Below are 20,771 nucleotides of genomic sequence, written 5' to 3'. Positions count from 1 at the left end.
CAGGCGAGGCAGTCCCTTTGCCTCGAATCGGAATCTCCGAAGCACACTTAAGGAAGGACATAAGAACGTTATGGATCAGCAACAGCCCCTGTCAGACAACCCGCTTCTGGTACTGGAAGGCCTTCCCCGCTTCGATCAGATTGAACCCCGGCATATCAAACCTGCCGTCAAAGCCCTGCTGGAACAGTCCGAAGCTGGTCTGCGCAAAATTGAAAAAGACGCGCAACCCACGTGGGAAGGGCTGATGCAGCCATTGGAAGAACTCGATTATCCCTGGGAACGCTCCTGGGGATCGGTGGGGCATCTGCTGGGAGTCAGAAACACTCCCGAGTTACGGGAAGCCTATGAAAGTGTGCTCCCTGAAATCATCGCATTTTCATTGAGCGTCAAACAGAGCAAGCCCATCTACGAAGCCATGAAAGCGATCCGGAACAATGGGTCGTGGGATCAGTTGAATGACGCCCAGAAACGGATTATTGAAAAACGGATCCTCTCTGCAGAACTGGCCGGCATCGGACTCTCCGGAGCAGAGTTGACGCGTTTCAATGAGATCGCCACAGAGCTCTCTCAACTCTCGACCAAATTCTCGAACAATGTGCTCGATGCCACCAAAGCCTATACCCTGCTGATTACTGACAGCAACGATGTGGATGGGTTCCCCGACAGCCTCAAACAACTGGCAGCGCAGTCCTATAACAGCTGGGATGACAAAGACGCCGATACCGAAGCCACACCGGATGCGGGCCCCTGGCGCATCACGCTGGACTTCCCCTGCTTTGGCCCCTTCATGCAGCACTGTCGTAACCGTACCTTAAGAGAACAGGTCTACCGTGCCTTTATCACCCGTGCTTCCGAAGGGGAACATGACAATACTCCGCTGATTCCCCAGATCCTGAAATTACGCCAGGAAAAAGCGAAGCTCCTGGGCTACGCGAATTATGCGGAAGTCAGCCTGGCGGAAAAGATGGCCCCCAGCGTTGAAGCGGTTCTGGAAATGGAAGAACAGTTACGGAGTTCCTCCTGGGATAACGGGCAGCAGGACCTGACAGATCTGCAGGAATACGCGAAAGAACAGGGAGAAACAGAACCCATCATTCAATGGGATTTCGCGTTCTGGTCCGAGCGTCTCCGTGAAAAACGATTCAATTATACCGACGAACAACTGCGGCCCTATTTCTCGCTCGAGAAAGTTCTGGACGGTCTGTTTGATCTGGTACACCGCATCTTTGGAATTACGGTCACACCAGCAGCAGAAGATGTTCCCGTCTGGAATAAGGATGTGCGGTTTTTCCATATCGCGGATGAAGCAGGAAAAACCATCGCCGGCTTCTATCTCGATCCGTATGCCCGCCCGGCTGATAAACGGGGTGGCGCCTGGATGGACGACTGCCTGGGTCGCAAACTGGTCCATGGGGAAGTCCAACTCCCCGTCGCACATCTGGTCTGCAATTCCACGCCTCCCGTAGGCGACAAGCCTTCGCTGATGACCTTCCGGGAAGTTGAAACCCTGTTCCACGAATTTGGTCACGGCCTGCAACACATGCTGACTACCATCGACGAAGCCGATGCCGCCGGCATCAATGGTGTGGAATGGGACGCCGTCGAACTCGCCAGCCAGTTCATGGAAAACTGGTGTTACCACAAACCGACTTTGCTCGGCATGGCGAAACATTACGAAACGGGCGAAACCCTGCCCGATGAACTGTTCGAAAAAATCAAAGCGGCCCGGAATTTCCAGGCAGGCACACTGATGCTGCGACAGATTCAGTTTGGCGTGGTCGACCTGAAACTGCACAGCGAATTTGATCCTGCGGGCGCGGAGTCCGTCTTCGACGTCCAGCGGGAAGTCAGCCAGACGACCTCCGTTCTGCCCATGCTCCCGGAAGACCGCTTCCTCTGTTCCTTCCAGCATATCTTTGCAGGCGGATACGCGGCCGGTTACTTCAGCTACAAGTGGGCGGAGGTGCTGAGTGCAGACGCCTTCAGTGCCTTTGAAGAGGCGGGCCTCGACGACGAACAGGCGGTTGCCGAAACCGGCAGACGCTTCCGGGATACGATCCTGGCGATGGGAGGCAGCCGCCATCCGATGGATCTCTTCAAAGAGTTCCGGGGCCGCGAACCCAGCCCTGAACCATTGTTACGTCATTCCGGACTGTTGTAGGACACGTTGCGTTGAGGGGGCTCTGAAAACCGCTCCACGGGCAATATTTGATGTGATTTCTGCAACGGTTTGCAGGCGGAGACCGCTGTTTTCCGGCTGGACATCTGCTGCGAAATCAAAACGATCCCCGTGCGGACCGGCCACTTCTGCCGGTCCGCTAAAATGCTTGCACGAAATAAGTTCGACTGATATGATCCGCCCCATTCAGCTGCACTCTTACCTGCATTTCAGAATTAAGCAAGGACGGTATTCAGATGGCACATCAGCTTGAGCAGGCGATCAAGGACAAATCCGCAATTATTGGTATCATCGGATTAGGCTACGTGGGCCTTCCGCTGATTGACGCTTTTGTGAACACTGGTTTTAAAACCATGGGCTTTGACGTTGATCAGAACAAGGTCGATCAACTGCAGGCCGGCAAAAGTTATATTAAACACATTCCCTCCGAAACCGTTGCCGGCTGGCTCGAAAAAAAGCAGTTTGAAGCAACCGCAGACTCCTCCCGGATGAAAGAAGCAGATGCGCTGCTGATCTGTGTGCCGACGCCGCTGACTACCAGTCGCGACCCGGACCTGACCTATGTGGAAAACACGGCAAAGGTCATTGCAGAAACGCTGCGACCCGGACAGCTGGTGGTCCTGGAAAGTACGACTTACCCCACAACGACGCGGGATGTACTGCTCCCGATTCTGGATAACGCGGGTTTGAAAGTGGGCGAAGACTATTACCTCGCTTACAGCCCCGAACGTGAAGATCCGGGCAACCCGGATTTCTCCGCAGCCGGTATTCCCAAGGTAGTGGGCGGAATGGAAGAGAATAGCCTGCGGATTGCCTCAGAGCTCTACTCCCACGCCGTGGTAAATGTGATCCAGGTCTCTTCTCCTGAAGTCGCCGAGGCCTGCAAGATTCTGGAAAACACATACCGTGCCGTCAACATCGCGATGGTCAACGAACTCAAAACCCTGTTCGACCGCATGGACATCGATGTCTGGGAAGTCATCGATGCCGCCAAGACCAAGCCCTTTGGATTCCAGGCCTTTTACCCTGGCCCCGGGCTGGGGGGGCACTGTATTCCCATCGATCCGTTTTACCTGAGCTGGCTGGCACGCAAGGAAGGACAGACCACCCGCTTCATCGAACTGGCTGGTGAAGTCAACACCCGCATGCCCCGCTACGTGATTGATCGGCTGGCAGAATTTCTGAATGAAAAAGGAAAGCCGCTCAAAGGGAGTAAGATCTGTATGCTGGGCGTCGCCTATAAGAAAGATGTCGACGATCCGCGCGAAAGTCCTTCGTTCCACCTGCTCGATCTGCTGATGGAACGGGGAGTGGACTTTACCTACAACGATCCCCACATTCCGAAACTCCCCAAGATGCGGCACCATGAAGTGCCCGCGATGGAAAGTCAGGAAATCACTCCGGAATTCCTGGCGTCACAGGACTGCGTGCTGATCGCCACCGATCACAGTGCGTACGACTACGATTTCATCGTAAAGCACAGCAAAATGGTGCTGGATACACGCAACGCCACGAAGAATGTGACTGAAGGCCGCGAAAAAATCTACAAGGCCTGATTCACATCAGTACCAATCATCAACAGCCCGGGCAAAGAAAACCCGGGCTGTTTTCATTGTCACTCCAACTGTTCTGGTTCAGTGCAACCGCTCTGCCAGATCCCGCTTCTGCTGTTGAAACTGTTCGTCGGAGAGTACCGGCGTCAAACCCTCCGTGCGATAAGCCTGAGTAAGTTCCACCCAGGAACGACAACCGCCGTAATGGGTCTCATTCTCAATCTCAAGCGGTTGAGGCAACTGGTAAGTCCGCACCAGCAGCACATACAACCCCGGACGTTTATACGCAAATCGCTGGGCCAGCGTTTCCCCGTTAAGGACCTGCAGTTTACTCAGGCCTGCCAGCTGCAGTTCCTCTTTCAGTTCATAAACCTCTTCCACAACAGCATACAGGCCCAGTCTGATTTTGTTCTCAGCGGGCTCCTGTGCATACGGTTCCTGCAACAGGTCGACCTGCTCGGGCTGTAGTTGATCCGCTCCCTGATGAAAGCGGGTAGGAAAGAGCCAGAATTCGCGATGCTCCACGCGGAATCCCTCACATCCTTCATGGATACCTCCCTTGCGGACAATCAGCGACTGGCGTCCCTGCGCTAAAGCAGCACAGACTGCCCCCCAGTCTTTGAATGCTGTCTGATTCTGGTGAAGCATTCTTACCTCGATGTCCTTAAATTCCATACTATGGAAGATATCTGCAGGGAACACAACGAGAGGTTCCGGTAGAATTAGGATTTTTCATCCAATACAGGTAGCCATCTTCTGCCCCGACAAGCAAGTCACGGAATCCGTCCCGATCCCAGTCAACCGTACAGGGACTGCTGGTATGACCGGCCAGCCTGCGTTTGCTGAGGGGCCCCTGATTTTTCAGAACAACTTTACCATCCACGGTCTTCATGTTGCGAAAGAAATCGGCGTTCGTGCTGTTGACCAGCAGGTCCAGTTGACCATCACCGTCCCAGTCGACCACGTGCAGTTTGTAGCGTCCGCTGCCTCCAGCCCGACTTTTATTCAACTGAATCGGCTTGAGTGATTCATCGACAAAAATCCTCTGTCCGGGTAACAGTTTAAGCTTACCCTGATCACAAATTCTTTCAAAAAACGCAATGTATCCTTCGTGATCCAGCATCACCAGATCCATGAGGCCATCCTGATTATAATCTACTGCAACCGGTGTCGTCCGCCATTGTGTTACCAGCTGCTTGCCTCGAGGGTCCCACCAGTTCCAGGCTGGCTTGGGAGTTTGGCCCTGCCATTTTACCTCGATGTGTTTCGCACGTGACAGGCGCGGCTCAGTCCGTGTTCCAATATTCTGGAACCAGAGCACTTCGCCCCAGATGGAGTTGACCAGCAGGTCAGGCAGACAGTCCTGATTCCAGTCAGCGACAGTCAGAGTCGTGTACCCCCATTTCGCTTCGCAGGGTCCCTGAATGGAACCATTAGGACCGGCTTGAATACGAATCGGTTGCCCTTCTGCTTCCAGATAACGGGGAGCAGCCAGTCGGGGTGAGCTGGGATGGCCAGCCAGATTTTCAATCAGTCCAATGTAACCGGCTGTATTTCCGCAGATCAGATCTTCGTCGCCGTCGCCGTCCCAGTCGTAAGCATATGGAGTCGCCAGGGCACCAAACTTGACGCCGGCTGCTTTCTGTCGGAAATAGCGGGGCGGCAGAAATTGAGGAACCCCGCCAATCAGTTCACCGGTATTTTCGATGAAAGCCACGCGTCCGTCTTCATCGCCGACAATCAGATCGATATCTCCGTCCTGATCCCAGTCAATCGCCTTGGGAACGATCATCTGCAGATCCATCTGAATCGGATGACCGTTGCTGGCCAACCGGCGGCCCAGTGCATAGCGCGGCTGTGTACGCGAGCCAGTATTTTCAAAGTAGGTCAGTTGATCCAGGAATTCGCCACAGATCAGATCCAGGTCACCGTCCTGATCAAAGTCGGCAAAGTTCGGCGAAGGCCAGCCAAAGACTTCCAGATCGTTCTCGCCCACTTTAATGCGAGCCGGTTTCGCATACTCCGGTTTGGCATCAGTGCCATTATTAGTCAGGACATAGACATACCCTCGCAGCGGTCCGTTGGTCCATTTTCCGAGCTGATTATAAGCATCGTCCCAGCCATAATCGCTCCAGTCCCCGACACCGACGACCAGATCCTGATCCCCGTCTCCATCATAATCCACGTAATACCACTGGTTGGCCCTGACTTTGCTGCCGTGCACATCCCGATTGACGGGCAACGGGGTCAGTTGATCAAAACCATTCTGTTTAAAATCAAGGACTTCCTTCCCGGCAACCAGCACCCGTGGAGTCCCATTCACATAGGAAAGACACGTATTATGGTAGCCTTTCCCCAGCCGCACACCGGGTTCAAAGACCGGCATGGGATCTTTACCATTCGATTTATTTTCGAAAAAATAGGTTCCGTTCGAGGGTTTATCTGGGCAGGAAACGAGCAGATCCAGATCCCCGTCTCCGTCATAATCCATCGGCAGCGGCCAAGCCCACAATCCGACTCCCAGATCCACCTCCAGCTGCGGATGATGGTAAGTCAGCTGTTCGAGTTCGGCAGCCCTGCTGGCAGGGGAGGCAGATAAGGTCAAACAGAACAGACAGAGATAACAGGACGTACGGAGCAGGTATTGAGCGAGCATAAGTGGAATTTCCTAAATCGGAATGAGAAGTATCGTTCCCGAAGAACAGACGTGTTATAATCTGTATTTTTATAGATCTTATTATATTTAACTCGAATGCACTGGAAGATTCCAGTCGTTCTTCTCCGTACAAAAATCAATAAGTTGAAATAGAATGAATTGGTTGCTTCTTTGCCGATTACTGGGCCTGGTTGGCATGCTGGTCGGTGCGTCAATGGTATTCAGTCTCCCCTGGGCTTTCCCCGTCTTTGGAGAGGCAGTCGAATTTGAAACAGCGGGTTTCTGGGGCATCTGTGGCTCGATCGCCTGCAGTCTGGTGTCTGGTTCCCTCCTCTATCTGATCGGCCGGAATGAGTATGGTACGATTCTGCGCAAAGAGGCGCTGGCTGTCGTCGGTTTGAGCTGGATTTATTCGGGGGTCCTGGGCTGCCTCCCCTTTCTCTTCTCCGGTTCCATGGTCTCGCCCGGCGTGCCAATGACCATTCCCGATGCCTTATTCGAATCGATCTCCGGTTTCACCACCACGGGAGCCTCCGTACTCAGGGAGCTGGAAGACCCGGCATTAATCCCCCGCTCCGTCCTGTTCTGGCGGAGCTTTACCCACTGCCTGGGTGGCATGGGAATCATCGTGCTGTTCGTCGCGATTCTCAGTCATCTGGGAGCGGGCGGCAAAGCGCTGATGCGACGTGAAGTTCCCGGCCCGACCAGCGAAGCAGTACGCCCTCGTGTGCGAGAATCTGCGATTGTCATGTGGACGATCTATGTCGCGTTCACGCTCATTCTGGCGCTGATACTCTGGCTGGAAGGCATGAGTGTCTTCGATGCCTTCTGCCACAGCTTTGGATCGATGGCTACCGGAGGTTTCAGTACGCACAATGCCAGCGTCGGCTATTTCAATAGCGCATTGATTGAATTTACGATCGCCGCCTTCATGGTCGCCGCCGGGACCAACTTCTCCCTCTACTTCATGTCGTTAAAACATATCCGGTCGCATGACAATTCCTTGAAAGATATCATCTCCCCACTCCGCAATGACATTGAATTCCGCACCTATCTGCTGATTCTGAGCGGGGCAACTATTTTTCTGACTTATAACCTGCTCCATAATCAGATCTACTCCACGCTGCCGGAAGCGCTGCGCTACGCCGGATTCCAGGCTGTCTCCATCATGACCACCACCGGCTTCGGTACGGGAGATTTTGATACCTGGAATGAATCCTCCAAAATGCTGCTGCTGTTGATGATGTTTGTGGGAGGCTGTGCCGGTTCGACAGCCGGGGGAATCAAAGTCATCCGCGTGGTCCTCTTTGCCAAGATCATCTGGCTGGAAATCGAAAAGTCGTTCCGCCCCAATGTAGTCCGCCCCCTGCGGATCGGCACCACGAATATCGAGCAGAGCATCCGCAATGATGTCACCGTCTATTTCAGCCTGGTGCTCGTGATTTTCATTTTCAGCAGTCTGTTACTGACCGCTATCGAGCCCAATACTGAGTGGAAGGATAAGGAACCAGAAAAGCTGATTGACTGCACCAGCGCCGTCGTTGCCACCCTGAATAATATCGGCCCGGGGGTCGGCGAACTGGGCCCCACCGAAAACTATGCCGATTTCACTCTCACCGGCAAAGTGATCCTGACGGTCCTGATGCTGCTGGGACGACTGGAACTGTTCGCGATTCTGGTGCTGTTCGTCCCATCCTTCTGGAAAAATTACTGACGTCACAAAAAACCAGCCCGGATCAGAGACGATCCGGGCTGGTTCATTTCAACCTGTGATGTAGATCAGATCTTTTCCGGCTTGCGACCTGCTTTGAATTTTTTGGGTCCCGTACCCGAATTGTTCGGATCATATTCATCGACGGTATCCGTCTTTGCTCCCTGGGACGGAATCTGGTCTTCCATTCCCAGCGCCCACAATATTCCGTTCAAGGCCAGCTTACGAACATTGGGATCTTTGAAGTCAAATGGATGGGCGGTCGTGGTGAAGAAGACGCGTCCTTCAGTTCCATCTTTTCCCTTGTAAGTCTTGGTCCAGGCGACCGGGTTCGTCAGTGGGTACTTGTCGAGATTCCCCTTTTGCTCGTGACCGGATTTGAGCGAACGGCCGGTCAACAGGGGCTTGCTGTCACCCGCCAGTTTGTGTCCGTCGCTGCCACCGTCGACATGATACAGCCATGAGTAAGCTTTATAGGGTTTCACTCCCTGCAGAATCGGATGGCCTTTCATGTCTGCATTGATGGTAACTTCGGTCAGGTATTCGTGCCCATCGCCGAAATGTCCATGGTGCGTGATCCACTTCTGACCCACCAGTGCGGCGATTTTCTGATCGTTCCAGGCTTTATAGGGGCTCTGGGGATCGCGAAACAGGAAAGCATGAGTTGCCGTACGGAACCCGACAATCGGTTTCCCTGACTGGACGTACTTCAGGAAATGCTGGAACTGCTCCGGGGGTAGATCACGAAACCGGGTAAACAGCACCATCAGGTCGGCATCATCGAGTGCTTCCAGGCCGGTGATCGATTTCTGATTCCCCGGATTAATCGTGCCGTCCTCGTCCAGCGAATAGCAGATGCTCACATCAAATCCGTAATCCCGCTTCAGAATTTTTGCCAGCATCGGCATCGATTCTTCAGACCGGTATTCATCATCACCCGTCACAAACACCACATGCGGCTTCTTGTCTGCTGCCTGAGCATCGTTCACAACAGCTGTCCCCATAAACAAGGTGGATAAACAACATACGATCAAATAAGACAACGATTTCATGAATACTCCTGCCGGCGCTGAAGGCTCAATTAGGGTCAAGCGGGACGATTTTCTTTCAGTGAGGGTTCAATCGTATCGAACCCCCGGCCCCGAAATCAATTGTTGAACAGGAGAACTCTTGACCTGAGTCCGCAGATTCTGCATGCTGGAAGAGGTTGAAAAATCGCTTTCACCACAGTTCACACCCACTTTCGTTCTTTTATTTTTGAGCGCTCCGAATATGAACCATTCCCGATTCCCATGCTTCCTGCAGGCGGCCTTCGTCTGTTTAATCTTCTCTACCCCCTTCGGATTCCTGAACGCAGCGCCGCCTCAAAATCTGCCTGCCGTCTCAGATCAGAACATTCACCTGCGCGGCAGCTACCAGAACAGCAAACAGAAATTCGAATCAACGAAAACCGGACATGTCGCCTTTCTGGGGGGCTCGATTACCGAAATGAACGGCTATCGACCCATGGTCTGTGAGTTTCTGGAGAAAACATTCCCGGAAACAAAATTCACATTCACAAATGCGGGCATCTCATCTACCTGTTCGAATACCGGTGCCTTCCGCACCAGCCGCGATGTCTTGAGTAAGGGACCGGTGGATCTGTTCTTCGTGGAGTTCGCTGTCAACGACGATCAGGACGCGGGACACTCCCGGGAAGCCGCGATCCGAGGGATGGAAGGCGTGATCGCTCAGATCCGTCGCCACAATCCCTATGCCGACATCGTCATGGTGCATTTCGTGAATCCCTCCATGCTGGAGACGATTCAACAACATAAGAAACCGCTCTCCAGTTCCAGCCATGAGCAGGTCGCAGAGCATTATCAGGTCTCAACGATTGATCTGGCCAGCGAAGTCGCCCGTCTCATCAATGCGGAGCAACTGACCTGGAAACAGTATGGCGGAACACACCCCGCTCCCTTTGGAAATGCCATCTGTGCCGCCATGATTGATAAGCTGCTCACGCGTGCCTGGAAAACATCTGGACCGCGGGAGAAGCATCCTGCACCAGACAAACCACTCGATCCTTACAGTTTCCGCAATGGCCGTCTGATCAATGTCAAACAGGCGACATTAAACTCCGGCTGGGAAATCAAAGTTCCTGCGTGGGATTCCCTCCCGGGCAGTAAACGCAGTCGCTTTACAAGCATTCCCATGCTGTGTGCTGACAAACCGGGATCGGAACTGGAGCTGGACTTTGAGGGAACGGCTCTGGGGGCATTCATTGTAGCCGGCCCCGATGCGGGTGAGCTGGAAGTCAGCATTGATGGCGGACCGTTTGAAACCCATGACCTGTATCATCACTACAGCAAAGGTCTGCACTACCCTCGCTCGGTCGTCTTTAACAGCCAGCTCAAGCCGGGGAAACATCATGCTAAAATCCGGGTGAGCCCCAAATCGTCCAGCAAAGGGCACGCAGCCCGCATCATGTATTTTGCAGGCAACTGAACCCGCTGACAGACTGCTTCGATTCCGATTCGATTAAAAATCGAGCCGGGCGTCGAACAGCTTCTGCCGATCGCCTCGATTGCGCACGTCGTCCAGCATTGCTTTCATATCGGGACGCAGAAAGTCGTTGAACTTGGTTTTGTTATTCACGTGCACTTCCAGTCGTTTGTCAAAATCGACCAGTTCCGGATTGAGCCAGAGTGAATACGACTTGCCTCCCGATTTGACATAGATCACATTCCCGAGTTTGATGCTGACCCCCAGCGTGACTGGACGGGCACGAATCCGCCCGTTTCCGACGTATTCAGGCCCCTGCAGAATATGGCGCGGGAAGCCGTCGGTGCGAATCCAGAAATATCGGTTATCCAGTGGTCGCAGGATTTTCGCTTCGATCTCTTTCGGGTACTTCACACGCTGATGCAGTTCCATCCAGTCAAACAGCCTGTGGATCTCTTCATAATAATGCTCATAGCCGCGGCCTTTATACTCGGCATAGATCACATCGTAGCCGCGGCGCAACATGCGGTTGACCAGCAGTGAATTGTGTTCCAGCGTATCACGGTCGAGCTCGCCACCCACGATATACCAGGCCAGATCTTTGTCATTCTGCCAATAATGCAGATTGAACGCGCTGCTGTTCCCCGCAATGGGAATCACTCCTGCAAACATCCCCGGGTGAGACATACCGATATCGAAGGCAGCATCCGCGCCGGTACCATGGCCGGCCAGAAAAATCCGATCCGAGTCCACACTGAACCGTTTACGGGCATCACGGATCGCCTGAATGACGGCATAATGAGCCGACGCGTTATCTTTGTATTCTCTTTTCCCCTCTGTAAGGTATTCCGGTGCAATCACGATATAACCGCGACGCTGTGACTGCCCCGGCCCATTTTTGTACTTGCCCCACCAGTGCAGTTCTGTCTCCGCCTTCGAGCCGGCTGCACGCAGGGCCACAATCATCGGGTAAGTATGATGCGGATTATATTCCAGAGGCAACAGTACCGAATACGAAACAGGAACCTGGGCCTGGGGATCTGTCACCTGGACCGGAAACGCGTTCTCCGGATCCCTGATCGGAGTATCCAGAATCGGGGGGAGCAGCGGTATCATCTGTTTCACCACTGCAGTTGAGACACCTTCCAGCTTCGACAACGTCTCGATCATATTGTCATCCAGCTGTTCATCCTCGTTGCGCAGGTACTCCAGCACATGTGCCCGGGCCGTCCAGAGGTTCAATGCTGTATCCAGATTAGTCACCACGTTCGCCGCCCCCACAATCCAGCCGGAATAGGCCAGAGCAAGCTTTTCCCGTGCCGACAGGGAATCATCGTTTTCCAGATTCAGGAACGCTCCCAGACGATCGATGGATTCGTAATTCAACTGGCTGTTGACTTCTCGGCGGCAGGCCTGCAACAGATCCCGGTTCTTGACATCTTTGACCTCGGCCTCAAGCTCTCCCAGTCGGAAGAGTGCCTTCTCAATCCGTTCGCGGCGATGCGAATAGTCATTCTCGAATTCACGAATCTGGCGCAGGATCGACTGGTCCACGTTATCCGTGGGAAACTTCGCCAGCGCGGTCTGTGCCAGGCGATGCTGTCCCGCTTTACGTCGCTGTTCCAACTCATTGAGCAGCTGCTGACTTTGCAGTGTGCGGAGCTCGGTTACAAAACCCGCCAGCTTCTCTTTATACTCCGGAAAGTCCTCCTCGATCCTGGCGAACTCGACGCCCGCAGGCAGGTACAGGCCGGCCTGGATGTAAAAACGGGCCACCGCGATGCGTTCGTTCGGATCCAGGGGATCAATGGAGTTTTTCAGCATGGCATCCAGGATCTCTTCCTTGACGGAAGTGGTCCGCATTCCCAGATCCCATTGCTGTTTGAGGCCGGTGATCTTCAGATAATGCGGCGTGATCTCAGTCACCCCCTGCAACAGTGGCAGCATTCCCCGGTTGGTTTTCAGCGTCACCGTGCGCCGACCATACTTGTCAAAGTCGGTCACATTTTCGTAGGAACCGACCACCTTGAGCATCTGCCCCCGTCCCGTTACCCGTTGAGGCAGTTTAAACGTTTCATACAGGGAGAGATCCTGATCGTTGTTGATGCGAGTCAGTGTACGCCGCGAGACAAAGTAGCGGACCACGCCATCATCGACCATGATGATGGGGTATCCCTCCAGCTTGCGGGGAGGCAGTTTCACTTCGGCATCGCCTTCCAGACGGGAAGACAGTGTTTCGGTCAGTCCCAGTATCGGTACAACATCACCCCGGAGGATCGTACCATGCTCGACTTCCACTTCGCCTGCCTGGGCTGTCAGAGAGTAGCACAGGCTCACCAGCAAACAGAGAGAACCTGCCAGCAGCAGACGTCCTGAACGGGAGACGTACCGCGACCATTGAGACAGAGATGTTTCGAATTCAGGAAATAATCGTACAGTCATACCGGTTTCATCGACACTCTGACTGCCGGAATATGAGAAATAAAAAGCCTGTCTATTTCCTACGTTACCAGAATCCGTTTATTGGCAAAAATTCCGGTCAAATTCGTTTTTTCGATCATTGGACATCAGAATGATGCGTCGCAATGTGCTCAAGATACCATATTGACAGCGGCGCTCACAGCTCGTCAATGGTTTACCGGGGAACAGACGGCATCTGTCAATCCAGTTGAGGGAGCAAGCCGAGTGACTGAACCTGTTTAGGCTCTCGATGAAAACTGTAAAAAGATGAGATTCGCTACGAGCAGCATTATCAGCAGGACCGGCACAGCTGGTAGCGGTTATCAGAGAACTACCAGGTGCATTCTTCGCCGGTCAGCATCTGGTACGCTTCAAAGTATTTCTCACGTGTTTTTTCTACGATCTCCGCAGGCAATACTGGCGGGGTGCTGTTCTTATCCCAGTCGGTCGTCTCCAGCCAGTCGCGCACGAACTGTTTATCGAGCGAAGGCTGTGCCCCTCCCGGCTGGTAGGTCTCCGCAGGCCAGAACCGGGAGCTGTCGGGAGTCAACACTTCGTCGATCAGAATTGGCTCCCCGTCCAGCAGTCCAAATTCGAATTTGGTATCGGCCAGAATAATGCCGCGTTCCCGGGCGTACTCGGATCCCTGCTGATAAATCTGGATGCTCTTTTCCCGCAGGCTGTCTGCCAGTTCCTGACCGATGGCCTGACTCATGACTTCGAAAGAGACATTTTCATCATGTCCCGATTCCGCTTTGGTCGCCGGCGTGAATAAGGGCTCGGGCAGCTGATCGCTCTGTTTCAGACCGGCGGGCAGATCAATCCCGCAGACAGCTCCATTGGCCAGATAGTCTTTCCAACCGGATCCGGAAAGATATCCGCGGACCACACATTCAAAGGGAACGACTTCCGTTTTACGAACCACCATGCAGCGTCCGCGGAGTGCTTCCAGGTCGGCATCATCAGGGAGCGGCAGATCCGCCGGATTCATACTCAGCAGGTGATTAGAAACTTCGGTGAACCGCTCAAACCAGAAGCGGCTGATCTGAGTGAGAACCCTCCCTTTATCCGGAATTCCCGGTGACAGAATCCAGTCAAACGCACTGATCCGATCGGTGGCCACGAACAGCAGCCGATCGCCAAAATCATAAACATCGCGGACCTTTCCCCGTTTAACAGGAACGCCGGTAAGTGTACTTTCGGTAAAAGCGGATGATGTCATGTTTCGTAACCACATTCATGAAAAGCGGATGAATTGAGACACTGGAAGTGTAGCGAGAACCAGCAGGCTAAACAATTGAGTGCTGTTCATAACCGCTAAATCCCCTGCAATTTGAGTGATCCTCAATTTCCTGCCAGATGATAGCGCGAATCAACCCGATGTACATACATACGACTCTACACTTGCCACCAGCCCTCCAAACGCGATAATGGATGGAGAGACCTGAAGTTAACTTCTTTTTTTGATAATCAGATAACGATTGTGACCCGTTCTTATGGGCAACTTGCGCTTTTTAATTGCTCCCAACCAAGTACCTGAAGACTGGTCTGATCTTCACCGTGCCTATCTGAACGCCGTCGACGGTCGTGTTTTCCCAACGCGCGTGGAAGTCGATGGCAACATCCTCACCTTCCGGCGCCAGACGTCCCAAAGCTGCAAGCTGAATATTGTCTGGCATGTCAAAGACTTTGGTCGCCCCGTAGTGCGGACCGCTTCCCTGGCCGAACGTGATGATCCTTACGTGCTTTCACTCGAGCTGGCCCGCGGCAAAATTTCCACACTCAAAGACCAGCTCAGCACCTGGCAGATCGCCGGCCTGGTGATTCCCGAAGCCCTGTTGAAACTGCACGACGAAGCATTCGCCGCGTTCTCTCAGGCAGCCGTCATTCAGGATCAACTGGAACGCTGCTCAGAACTTGCTGACCTGGCGCTGCAGAAAGCCCATGCCGCAGCGGAACTGCTGGTTCAACTCTACGCACGTCAGCGGCTGACGATTCTGCATCAGCGTGCCCAGTCACTCAAACTGCCCGTCTCACTGGGATGTAACCTGGGGGAGCTGATTCCCGAAGCGACGCAACGGGCACAGATCTGCCAGGCCTTCGACGCCGTCAACGTGGATCTGGTCAACTGGAAGAAAATCGAACTGTATGAAGGCGAACAGAACTGGGACCTCTGTGATCGGCAGGTTGACTGGTGCGAAAAAAATCATTTGTTGATCCGGGGTGGCTGCCTGCTTGACTTCGCTCCCGAGGGGCTTCCCGAATGGCTTGAATCCTGGAAGCTGGATATGGTCAACTTCCAGAGTATCGTTTCACATTTCATTGAAACCGCCATCACTCGCTATACCGGCAGTATCCGCAACTGGACCCTGGTCTCCGCCATGAATACCGGCGGTGTCTTCGGCCTGAACGAAGAGACGCGTCTGACACTTACCGCCCGCGCCATTGAAGTCGCCAAGCAGACCGATGATTCGATTCAATGTTTCATCCGGGTGGAACAGCCCTGGGGAGACTATCTTTCCAAAGGCCAGCATCAGCTCTCCCCCATGCAGTTCGTGGATGCCATCGACCGCCTGGGAGTGGGGCTCTCCGGGATCGACCTGGAACTGAGTATCGGCTACTTCCCGAACGGCTCACATCACCACGATATGCTGGACATCTCGAAGCTGATCGACAAATGGAGCATTCTGAATCTGCCGCTGCACCTGACCCTGGCATTCCCCAGTGACGATACGGTGATCAACGAGAAAGACAAAAGCATCTCCCGCGTCCAGGAAAGTCAGTGGAAAACCGGCTGGAGTGAAGCCGCCCAGGCAGAATGGATCGATCTCTACCTGCCGCTGCTGTTGGCCAAACCGGCAGTGACCGGCGTCTACTGGTCGCAGTTCCGTGATGAGAATTCCTGCCGGTTTCCCCATTCGGGGCTGATCAATCAGGATGGCCACGCGAAGCCGGCACTGGACACAATCACGAAATATCATCGACAATACTGGCGCGCCTGATTTTCAGCAGTTCCCATATCAGTGACCAGCGGCGCTCTGTCGAAAATTCAACGTCAGCCTGTTATCATGCAGGCGCGTGTGCGAATTTCCGTGTTCCAGCCTGATGTGTCTTCAGCCTGGCTTTGCCACGCCTTTGCGGACCGGCAGCGGTTCGTCCCCACTACTACATCAAGGATTCAACATGGCTACCGATAGCAATGTACCCGAAGTTGGCAAGCGTGCTCCTGCTTTTACCCTCCCCGCCTACCCGGAAGGCAAAATCCGCCTCAGTCAGTACAAGGGCGAAAAAAATGTGCTCCTGTACTTCTACCCCAAAGACAATACTCCCGGCTGTACCACCGAGTCCTGTGATTTCCGGGACCGGGTCACCACATTCAAGAAGAACGACACCGTCATCCTGGGCATCAGTCCGGACTCCGTTGCGTCTCACGAAAAATTCGCCACCAAGTTCGACCTGCCTTTCATCCTGCTCTCTGACGAAGATCATGCGATCGCCGAGAAGTATGGTGTCTGGGTCGAAAAGAGCATGTACGGCAAGAAGTACATGGGCATCCAGCGCGCCACATTCCTGATTGGCAAGGACGGGAAAATTGCCGCATCCTGGCCCAAGGTGAAAGTCAACGGACACGCCGAAGAGGTCGCCCAGGCATTGAAAGATCTTGATTGATCGGCCCCGCCTGCGGACCTCATATGCGATGTCTTAAATCCACGCTGACTGGTTGCAGAGTCAACCTGCCTGAGTGCAGCTTAACCGGCCAGTCGGCGTTGTTCGCTGGGAAACTGAATGAACGGGCCCACAGCTCCCTGCTCACTGCCATCCCATTGATGGGCATTCACGGCTTCCAGAACCCGCTCGGCAACCTGCATCGCTTCCAGAGCCTGTGCCCCACCCACCAGCGGTGCGGTGTTGCTGCGGATGGCTTCCACGAAGCTGCTTAACTCTGCGGTCAGCGCATCTGCCGAAGAGACTTCAGGATTTTCCACTTTCAAGAAGGTCCCGAAGACTTCCTGTTTCAATGCTTCCAGATTCACTCCCGCTTTTCGAGCCCGCTCCAGTGGCGGAGTGCCGTACAGCAGGGTTTCCGAAGGCCGATACGAATTGACTTCCCGACTGGTAAAGTCCACCGTCACGCATCCGGAAACACCCCACAACTGCATGGTCCGCTTGGCGACCGGACAGATGCGGCTGGCAGTCAGATCGGCGATACATCCATTCTGGAACCGCAGACGTGCCTGAACGGCGTCTTCGTGTTCGCCCATCACCGAGATGCCGAATGCTTCAACGCTCGACAGGGGAGACTGGACCAGCGACAGGACCAGATCGATGTCGTGAATGAGCAGGTCGTGAATCACGCCGATATCGGTAGAACGGAAGGTATAAGGGCTGACACGCTCGCTGCGAATGAAGCGTGGCTGGGGGCAGCGCTGGAACGCGGCCTGGGTAGCAGGATTGAAGCGTTCCACATGACCGATCTGCAGCAGAGTCTGGTGAGCGTCTGCAATCCGCACCAGTTCTTCCGCTTCCGCCAGGTTACAGGCAATCGGCTTCTCGACCAGCACGGGAATCTGTTGCGACAGAAACTCGCTGGCAATCGCCAGGTGGGCATGCGTGGGAACTGCCAGTGAAACCGCATCGACAGAATCGAACAGCTCACGGTAATTCGCTACCCAGCGGGTGCCGTGCTGCTCAGCAATTGCCTGTCCCTGATCGGGGTTGGTATCTGCGACAGCACACAGATTGACGCCTTCCAGTCCGGCTAAAATCCGGGCATGGTGACGTCCCAAAGCTCCTACCCCGACAACGGCCACATTCAATGAACTCATGCTGCTCTCCGTGTTGAATCTTGATTATTTTCTTCAGGAACGTATTTGGCGCTGCGGGCAGCCGCTTCTCGACCTCGCCCCGCTTTACTCCCCTGAATGCCTTCAAAATGGTTAAACAGAGTCTGTAACGCCATGGGCATCACACCCTCCAGTTCCTGACTGAAAATCTCGCGTACCTCTTCCAGCTTTTTGTTTTTGCGATAGAACAGGCGGTAAGCTCTGCGAATGACTGCGACCGCGCTGTCAGAGATCCCTGCCCGCTGCATACCGATCATATTGACGGTTCGTACGCGAAAATCATCTGCCCCCGTACAGATCATATAGGGAGGCACATCGATGGTCGCCCGGGCACCGCCACTGATGAAGGCCAGCGTTCCGATAGTACAAAACTGATGCACGACAGTATTCCCCGAGACAATCGCCCGATCGTGCACGTGCACATGGCCTCCCAGCAACACGCCATTCACCAGCGTCACATCATCAAAGATGCGGCAGTTATGGGCGACATGGGAATTGCAGAGCAAAGTATTACGATTTCCAATGCGTGTGCAGTGATCTTCTTTCTCGGCACCGCGATGTACCGTGCATCCTTCCCGAAACAGGTTGTCATCGCCAATCATCAGCCGCGTGGGAGCGCCGTGGTAACCGGCATCCTGAGGCTCTGCGCCAATGACGGATGTCGGGAAAAAGCGGTTTCGTTCTCCAATCGTGGTATGCCCCGTAATGGAAACATGACTGTCCAGCACAGTCCCATTCCCGATCTTGACGTCCGGCCCGACGACACAGAACGGACCAATCGTCACATCCTCTCCGATTTCTGCCTGGGGATCGACGTGGGAAAGATTTGAAATATTTGTCGGCATTAGAATCGACATCCTAAAAAGTCTGCAGTCAGTGACATACCAGAGCGTGTTGAAAAGGCTGCTCGACGGCAACCGGAAATGCAAGTTTCAAGCAACCTTCCATGCTGTTGTAGAATCAGTGGATTGATGCGTTAATTTAATCTGCCTGATCAACTCTCGATTCAGAGCATGACCCGACTGATGTGCGCTGAAGTAACCATGCAGGTCACAGCCGAGCAGAGCAAAATCACCCAGGCAATCCAGCATTTTGTGACGGACACATTCGTCTAATGTTCTCAATTCATTATCAATGGGACCTTCCGGACCCAAAACCAGTAGATCTGCTGCACTCAGCTTCTGACCATAGCCCAGCTCACGCATCGCGGCGACTTCTTCTTCCAGCACGAACGTGCGGGAAAAAGCGAGCTGGCTCATCCAGATCTCCGGATTGATCTCCAGCGTCAGACACTGGGGCGTGACCGGCGAGCCTTCGCCGTAGTTCAGATAGTAGCCGATGGCCATCACCGAACGGTTCAATGGCTTGGCCTGAATGAAGCTGCCCGCTTCATTTTCCACGGTGAGTGACTGCTGGATCGTGATCACTTTCCGTGGGAAAGGCTGTTCCACAATCCCCGCCTCCAGAAACGCCAGTGACAGTTCCTGTGCGGAACCATCAAAACAGGGCGCTTCAGGAGCATTGATCTCGATACGACAGTTGTCGATCTGCAGCCCCGCCAGGGCAGCCATCACGTGCTCGATCATCTCGACCGAGGCCCCTTCGAATTCAATCGCAGTTCGCCTCTGTCGAAATACGGCATTCTCAATCAAAGCCGGGATCGGTTTTGAACCACTGAGATCCGTCCGGACAAACTGGATTCCATGATTTTCCGGTGCCGGACAAAAACGTATTTTGACATCGGAGTTAGTGAAGATCCCAACCCCGCTACATTCCAATGATCTGGCCAGCGTTCTCTGATGACGAGTTCGCATCGGCTGCTCCTTCGATGGGGAAGACTATCTGGGTGCACTGAAACAATCGCAAAAAGGATGCAGGCAGGTCGAAACCTGCGCTACATCCAGGAGGAGTGCAAAGAATCCCGCCAGCACTACTGACGATTCGAACCTGGTGCAGGACCAGTCGCAGTTTTCTGGCTCTTGTAGTTACGGTTCAGATAGTCCAGAACTGACAGGGTGATGTCATCGTCGGCACGATGGAAAACGACCTGACGATTCATGCCCTGGATCAGCTTCTTGGGATCATCGGTGTCGAGACTTTCGCGATTAAACCGCATGATCAGAGTGTAGTTGTAGATCTTGGCATACTTCTTGACGGTATCTGTCACTTCCATGTAGATGGTGTGATAGATCCGAGATTCTTTCCGCAGAAAATCACGCTGGGCGACTTTGCGGAATGCTTCGAAGTCGGAAGCGGCCTGGGCGAGCTGTTTTTCGCGAGCCAGGTACTCGGGGCTGCCCTGTTTGAAATCCTGCATTTCTTTCTGAACAGCCTGAATCTGCTCTGCCATCGCTTTCGCTTTGGCATCACTTTGCTGGATTTCCGCTTTCAGCTCTTCCCGCAGAGCGGTGAACTTTTCATAGTTCTTGAACACATGAGCCATATCAATCAGGCCCACTTTGTGTACGACTGAAGCCTTGCTTTGAGCATTGCCCTGTGCTGACGCTGTTTCAGTGAAACAGGCGAAACCACCGACAATCGCAAGAACCATAGCTGATGTAATTAATTTTTTCACGACCGAAGCACTCCTTTGCAGAATGGACCACTGTCCGTAGTGGCAATCAAACGAAATAGATTTTCTGAATCAGGGCCAGACTCCGTCTCCAGTAGACTTCATCGTAACCCGAACATCATGGAAATGTAGTATTTACCGTAAGGTGCAGTCGAAATCTCGTCATATCAATCCGACTCACCGTAGCGAGAGACCGGTAATTTTGCATAGTTTCGTTTTCAGGTCAATACGAAAAAATTGGCTTTCACACTCAATTTACAAACCGTCATCCCGTTTCCGACTCCGGCCCCCTCCCAGTCTCGCTCAGGCTAT

At 53.6% G+C, this 20,771-nt stretch carries 15 protein-coding genes; 6 read left to right on the top strand and 9 right to left on the bottom strand.

The window, feature by feature from the left end; genetic code table 11:
- The first annotated feature begins 70 nt into the window (after positions 1 to 70).
- Together Enr10x_RS03400 and Enr10x_RS03395 are read left to right on the top strand one after the other, a co-directional pair.
- Positions 71 to 2,161 (top strand): M3 family metallopeptidase, encoded by a 2,091-nt coding sequence (locus tag Enr10x_RS03400; RefSeq protein ID WP_145448131.1) that lies wholly within the window; start codon positions 71 to 73, stop codon positions 2,159 to 2,161.
- A 254-nt stretch (positions 2,162 to 2,415) separates the two neighbouring features.
- Complete coding sequence (locus Enr10x_RS03395) at positions 2,416 to 3,735, top strand: nucleotide sugar dehydrogenase (protein WP_145104032.1); 1,320 nt, start codon at positions 2,416 to 2,418, stop codon at positions 3,733 to 3,735.
- 78 nt (positions 3,736 to 3,813) lie between these two features.
- Here the strand turns inward: Enr10x_RS03395 and Enr10x_RS03390 are convergent, their stop codons facing one another.
- A complete protein-coding gene (locus Enr10x_RS03390; RefSeq protein ID WP_197996377.1) occupies positions 3,814 to 4,380 on the bottom strand; it encodes a DUF1802 family protein in 567 nt (188 codons plus the stop codon).
- Positions 4,381 to 4,408: 28 nt separating this feature from the next.
- Entirely contained in the window at positions 4,409 to 6,388 is a 1,980-nt protein-coding gene (locus Enr10x_RS03385) for an FG-GAP repeat domain-containing protein (protein ID WP_145448130.1), read from the bottom strand.
- Positions 6,389 to 6,542: 154 nt separating this feature from the next.
- On the opposite strand from Enr10x_RS03385, the gene Enr10x_RS03380 reads away from it, so the two are divergent.
- Positions 6,543 to 8,102 carry a TrkH family potassium uptake protein gene (locus Enr10x_RS03380; RefSeq protein ID WP_145104025.1) on the top strand — a complete coding sequence of 520 codons (1,560 nt, stop codon included), beginning with the start codon at positions 6,543 to 6,545 and terminating at the stop codon, positions 8,100 to 8,102.
- Between the two features lie 65 nt (positions 8,103 to 8,167).
- Here Enr10x_RS03380 and Enr10x_RS03375 read toward each other — a convergent pair whose 3' ends face one another.
- Positions 8,168 to 9,088 carry a ThuA domain-containing protein gene (locus Enr10x_RS03375; protein ID WP_232093219.1) on the bottom strand — a complete coding sequence of 307 codons (921 nt, stop codon included), beginning with the start codon at positions 9,086 to 9,088 and terminating at the stop codon, positions 8,168 to 8,170.
- Positions 9,089 to 9,371: 283 nt separating this feature from the next.
- On the opposite strand from Enr10x_RS03375, the gene Enr10x_RS03370 reads away from it, so the two are divergent.
- Positions 9,372 to 10,586, top strand: coding sequence for an SGNH/GDSL hydrolase family protein (locus tag Enr10x_RS03370; RefSeq protein ID WP_145448128.1), 1,215 nt, complete (start codon positions 9,372 to 9,374; stop codon positions 10,584 to 10,586).
- A gap of 33 nt (positions 10,587 to 10,619) precedes the next feature.
- Here the strand turns inward: Enr10x_RS03370 and Enr10x_RS03365 are convergent, their stop codons facing one another.
- Positions 10,620 to 13,025 carry a carboxylesterase family protein gene (locus tag Enr10x_RS03365; protein WP_145104019.1) on the bottom strand — a complete coding sequence of 802 codons (2,406 nt, stop codon included), beginning with the start codon at positions 13,023 to 13,025 and terminating at the stop codon, positions 10,620 to 10,622.
- A gap of 349 nt (positions 13,026 to 13,374) precedes the next feature.
- Positions 13,375 to 14,265, bottom strand: a complete 891-nt coding sequence (locus tag Enr10x_RS03360) for a phosphoribosylaminoimidazolesuccinocarboxamide synthase (RefSeq protein WP_145104017.1) — start codon at positions 14,263 to 14,265, stop codon at positions 13,375 to 13,377.
- Between the two features lie 274 nt (positions 14,266 to 14,539).
- Between Enr10x_RS03360 and Enr10x_RS03355 the strand changes: the two genes are divergently transcribed.
- On the top strand, positions 14,540 to 16,045 hold the full coding sequence (locus Enr10x_RS03355; protein ID WP_145104015.1) for an endo-1,4-beta-xylanase: 1,506 nt from the start codon (positions 14,540 to 14,542) through the stop codon (positions 16,043 to 16,045).
- Positions 16,046 to 16,226: 181 nt separating this feature from the next.
- Positions 16,227 to 16,712, top strand: coding sequence for a thioredoxin-dependent thiol peroxidase (gene bcp, locus Enr10x_RS03350; RefSeq protein ID WP_145104013.1), 486 nt, complete (start codon positions 16,227 to 16,229; stop codon positions 16,710 to 16,712).
- Between the two features lie 80 nt (positions 16,713 to 16,792).
- On the opposite strand, the gene Enr10x_RS03345 is transcribed toward bcp, so the two are convergent.
- The 4 genes from Enr10x_RS03345 to Enr10x_RS03330 form a co-directional block, all read right to left on the bottom strand.
- Positions 16,793 to 17,869: a Gfo/Idh/MocA family protein gene (locus tag Enr10x_RS03345; protein ID WP_145104011.1), complete on the bottom strand. Its 1,077-nt coding sequence runs from the start codon at positions 17,867 to 17,869 to the stop codon at positions 16,793 to 16,795.
- On the bottom strand, positions 17,866 to 18,732 hold the full coding sequence (gene lpxA, locus Enr10x_RS03340) for an acyl-ACP--UDP-N-acetylglucosamine O-acyltransferase (protein ID WP_232093218.1): 867 nt from the start codon (positions 18,730 to 18,732) through the stop codon (positions 17,866 to 17,868). The genes Enr10x_RS03345 and lpxA overlap by 4 nt, the downstream gene beginning before the upstream one ends.
- A gap of 87 nt (positions 18,733 to 18,819) precedes the next feature.
- Positions 18,820 to 19,701: a UDP-3-O-acyl-N-acetylglucosamine deacetylase gene (gene lpxC / locus Enr10x_RS03335; RefSeq protein ID WP_145104007.1), complete on the bottom strand. Its 882-nt coding sequence runs from the start codon at positions 19,699 to 19,701 to the stop codon at positions 18,820 to 18,822.
- 116 nt (positions 19,702 to 19,817) lie between these two features.
- A complete protein-coding gene (locus tag Enr10x_RS03330) occupies positions 19,818 to 20,462 on the bottom strand; it encodes an OmpH family outer membrane protein (RefSeq protein ID WP_232093217.1) in 645 nt (214 codons plus the stop codon).
- Positions 20,463 to 20,771: the final 309 nt, after the last annotated feature.

Source organism: Gimesia panareensis (assembly GCF_007748155.1).
GTDB classification, from domain to species: Bacteria; Planctomycetota; Planctomycetia; order Planctomycetales; family Planctomycetaceae; genus Gimesia; species Gimesia panareensis.
This window is presented reverse-complemented; position numbering and strand designations above follow the sequence as displayed.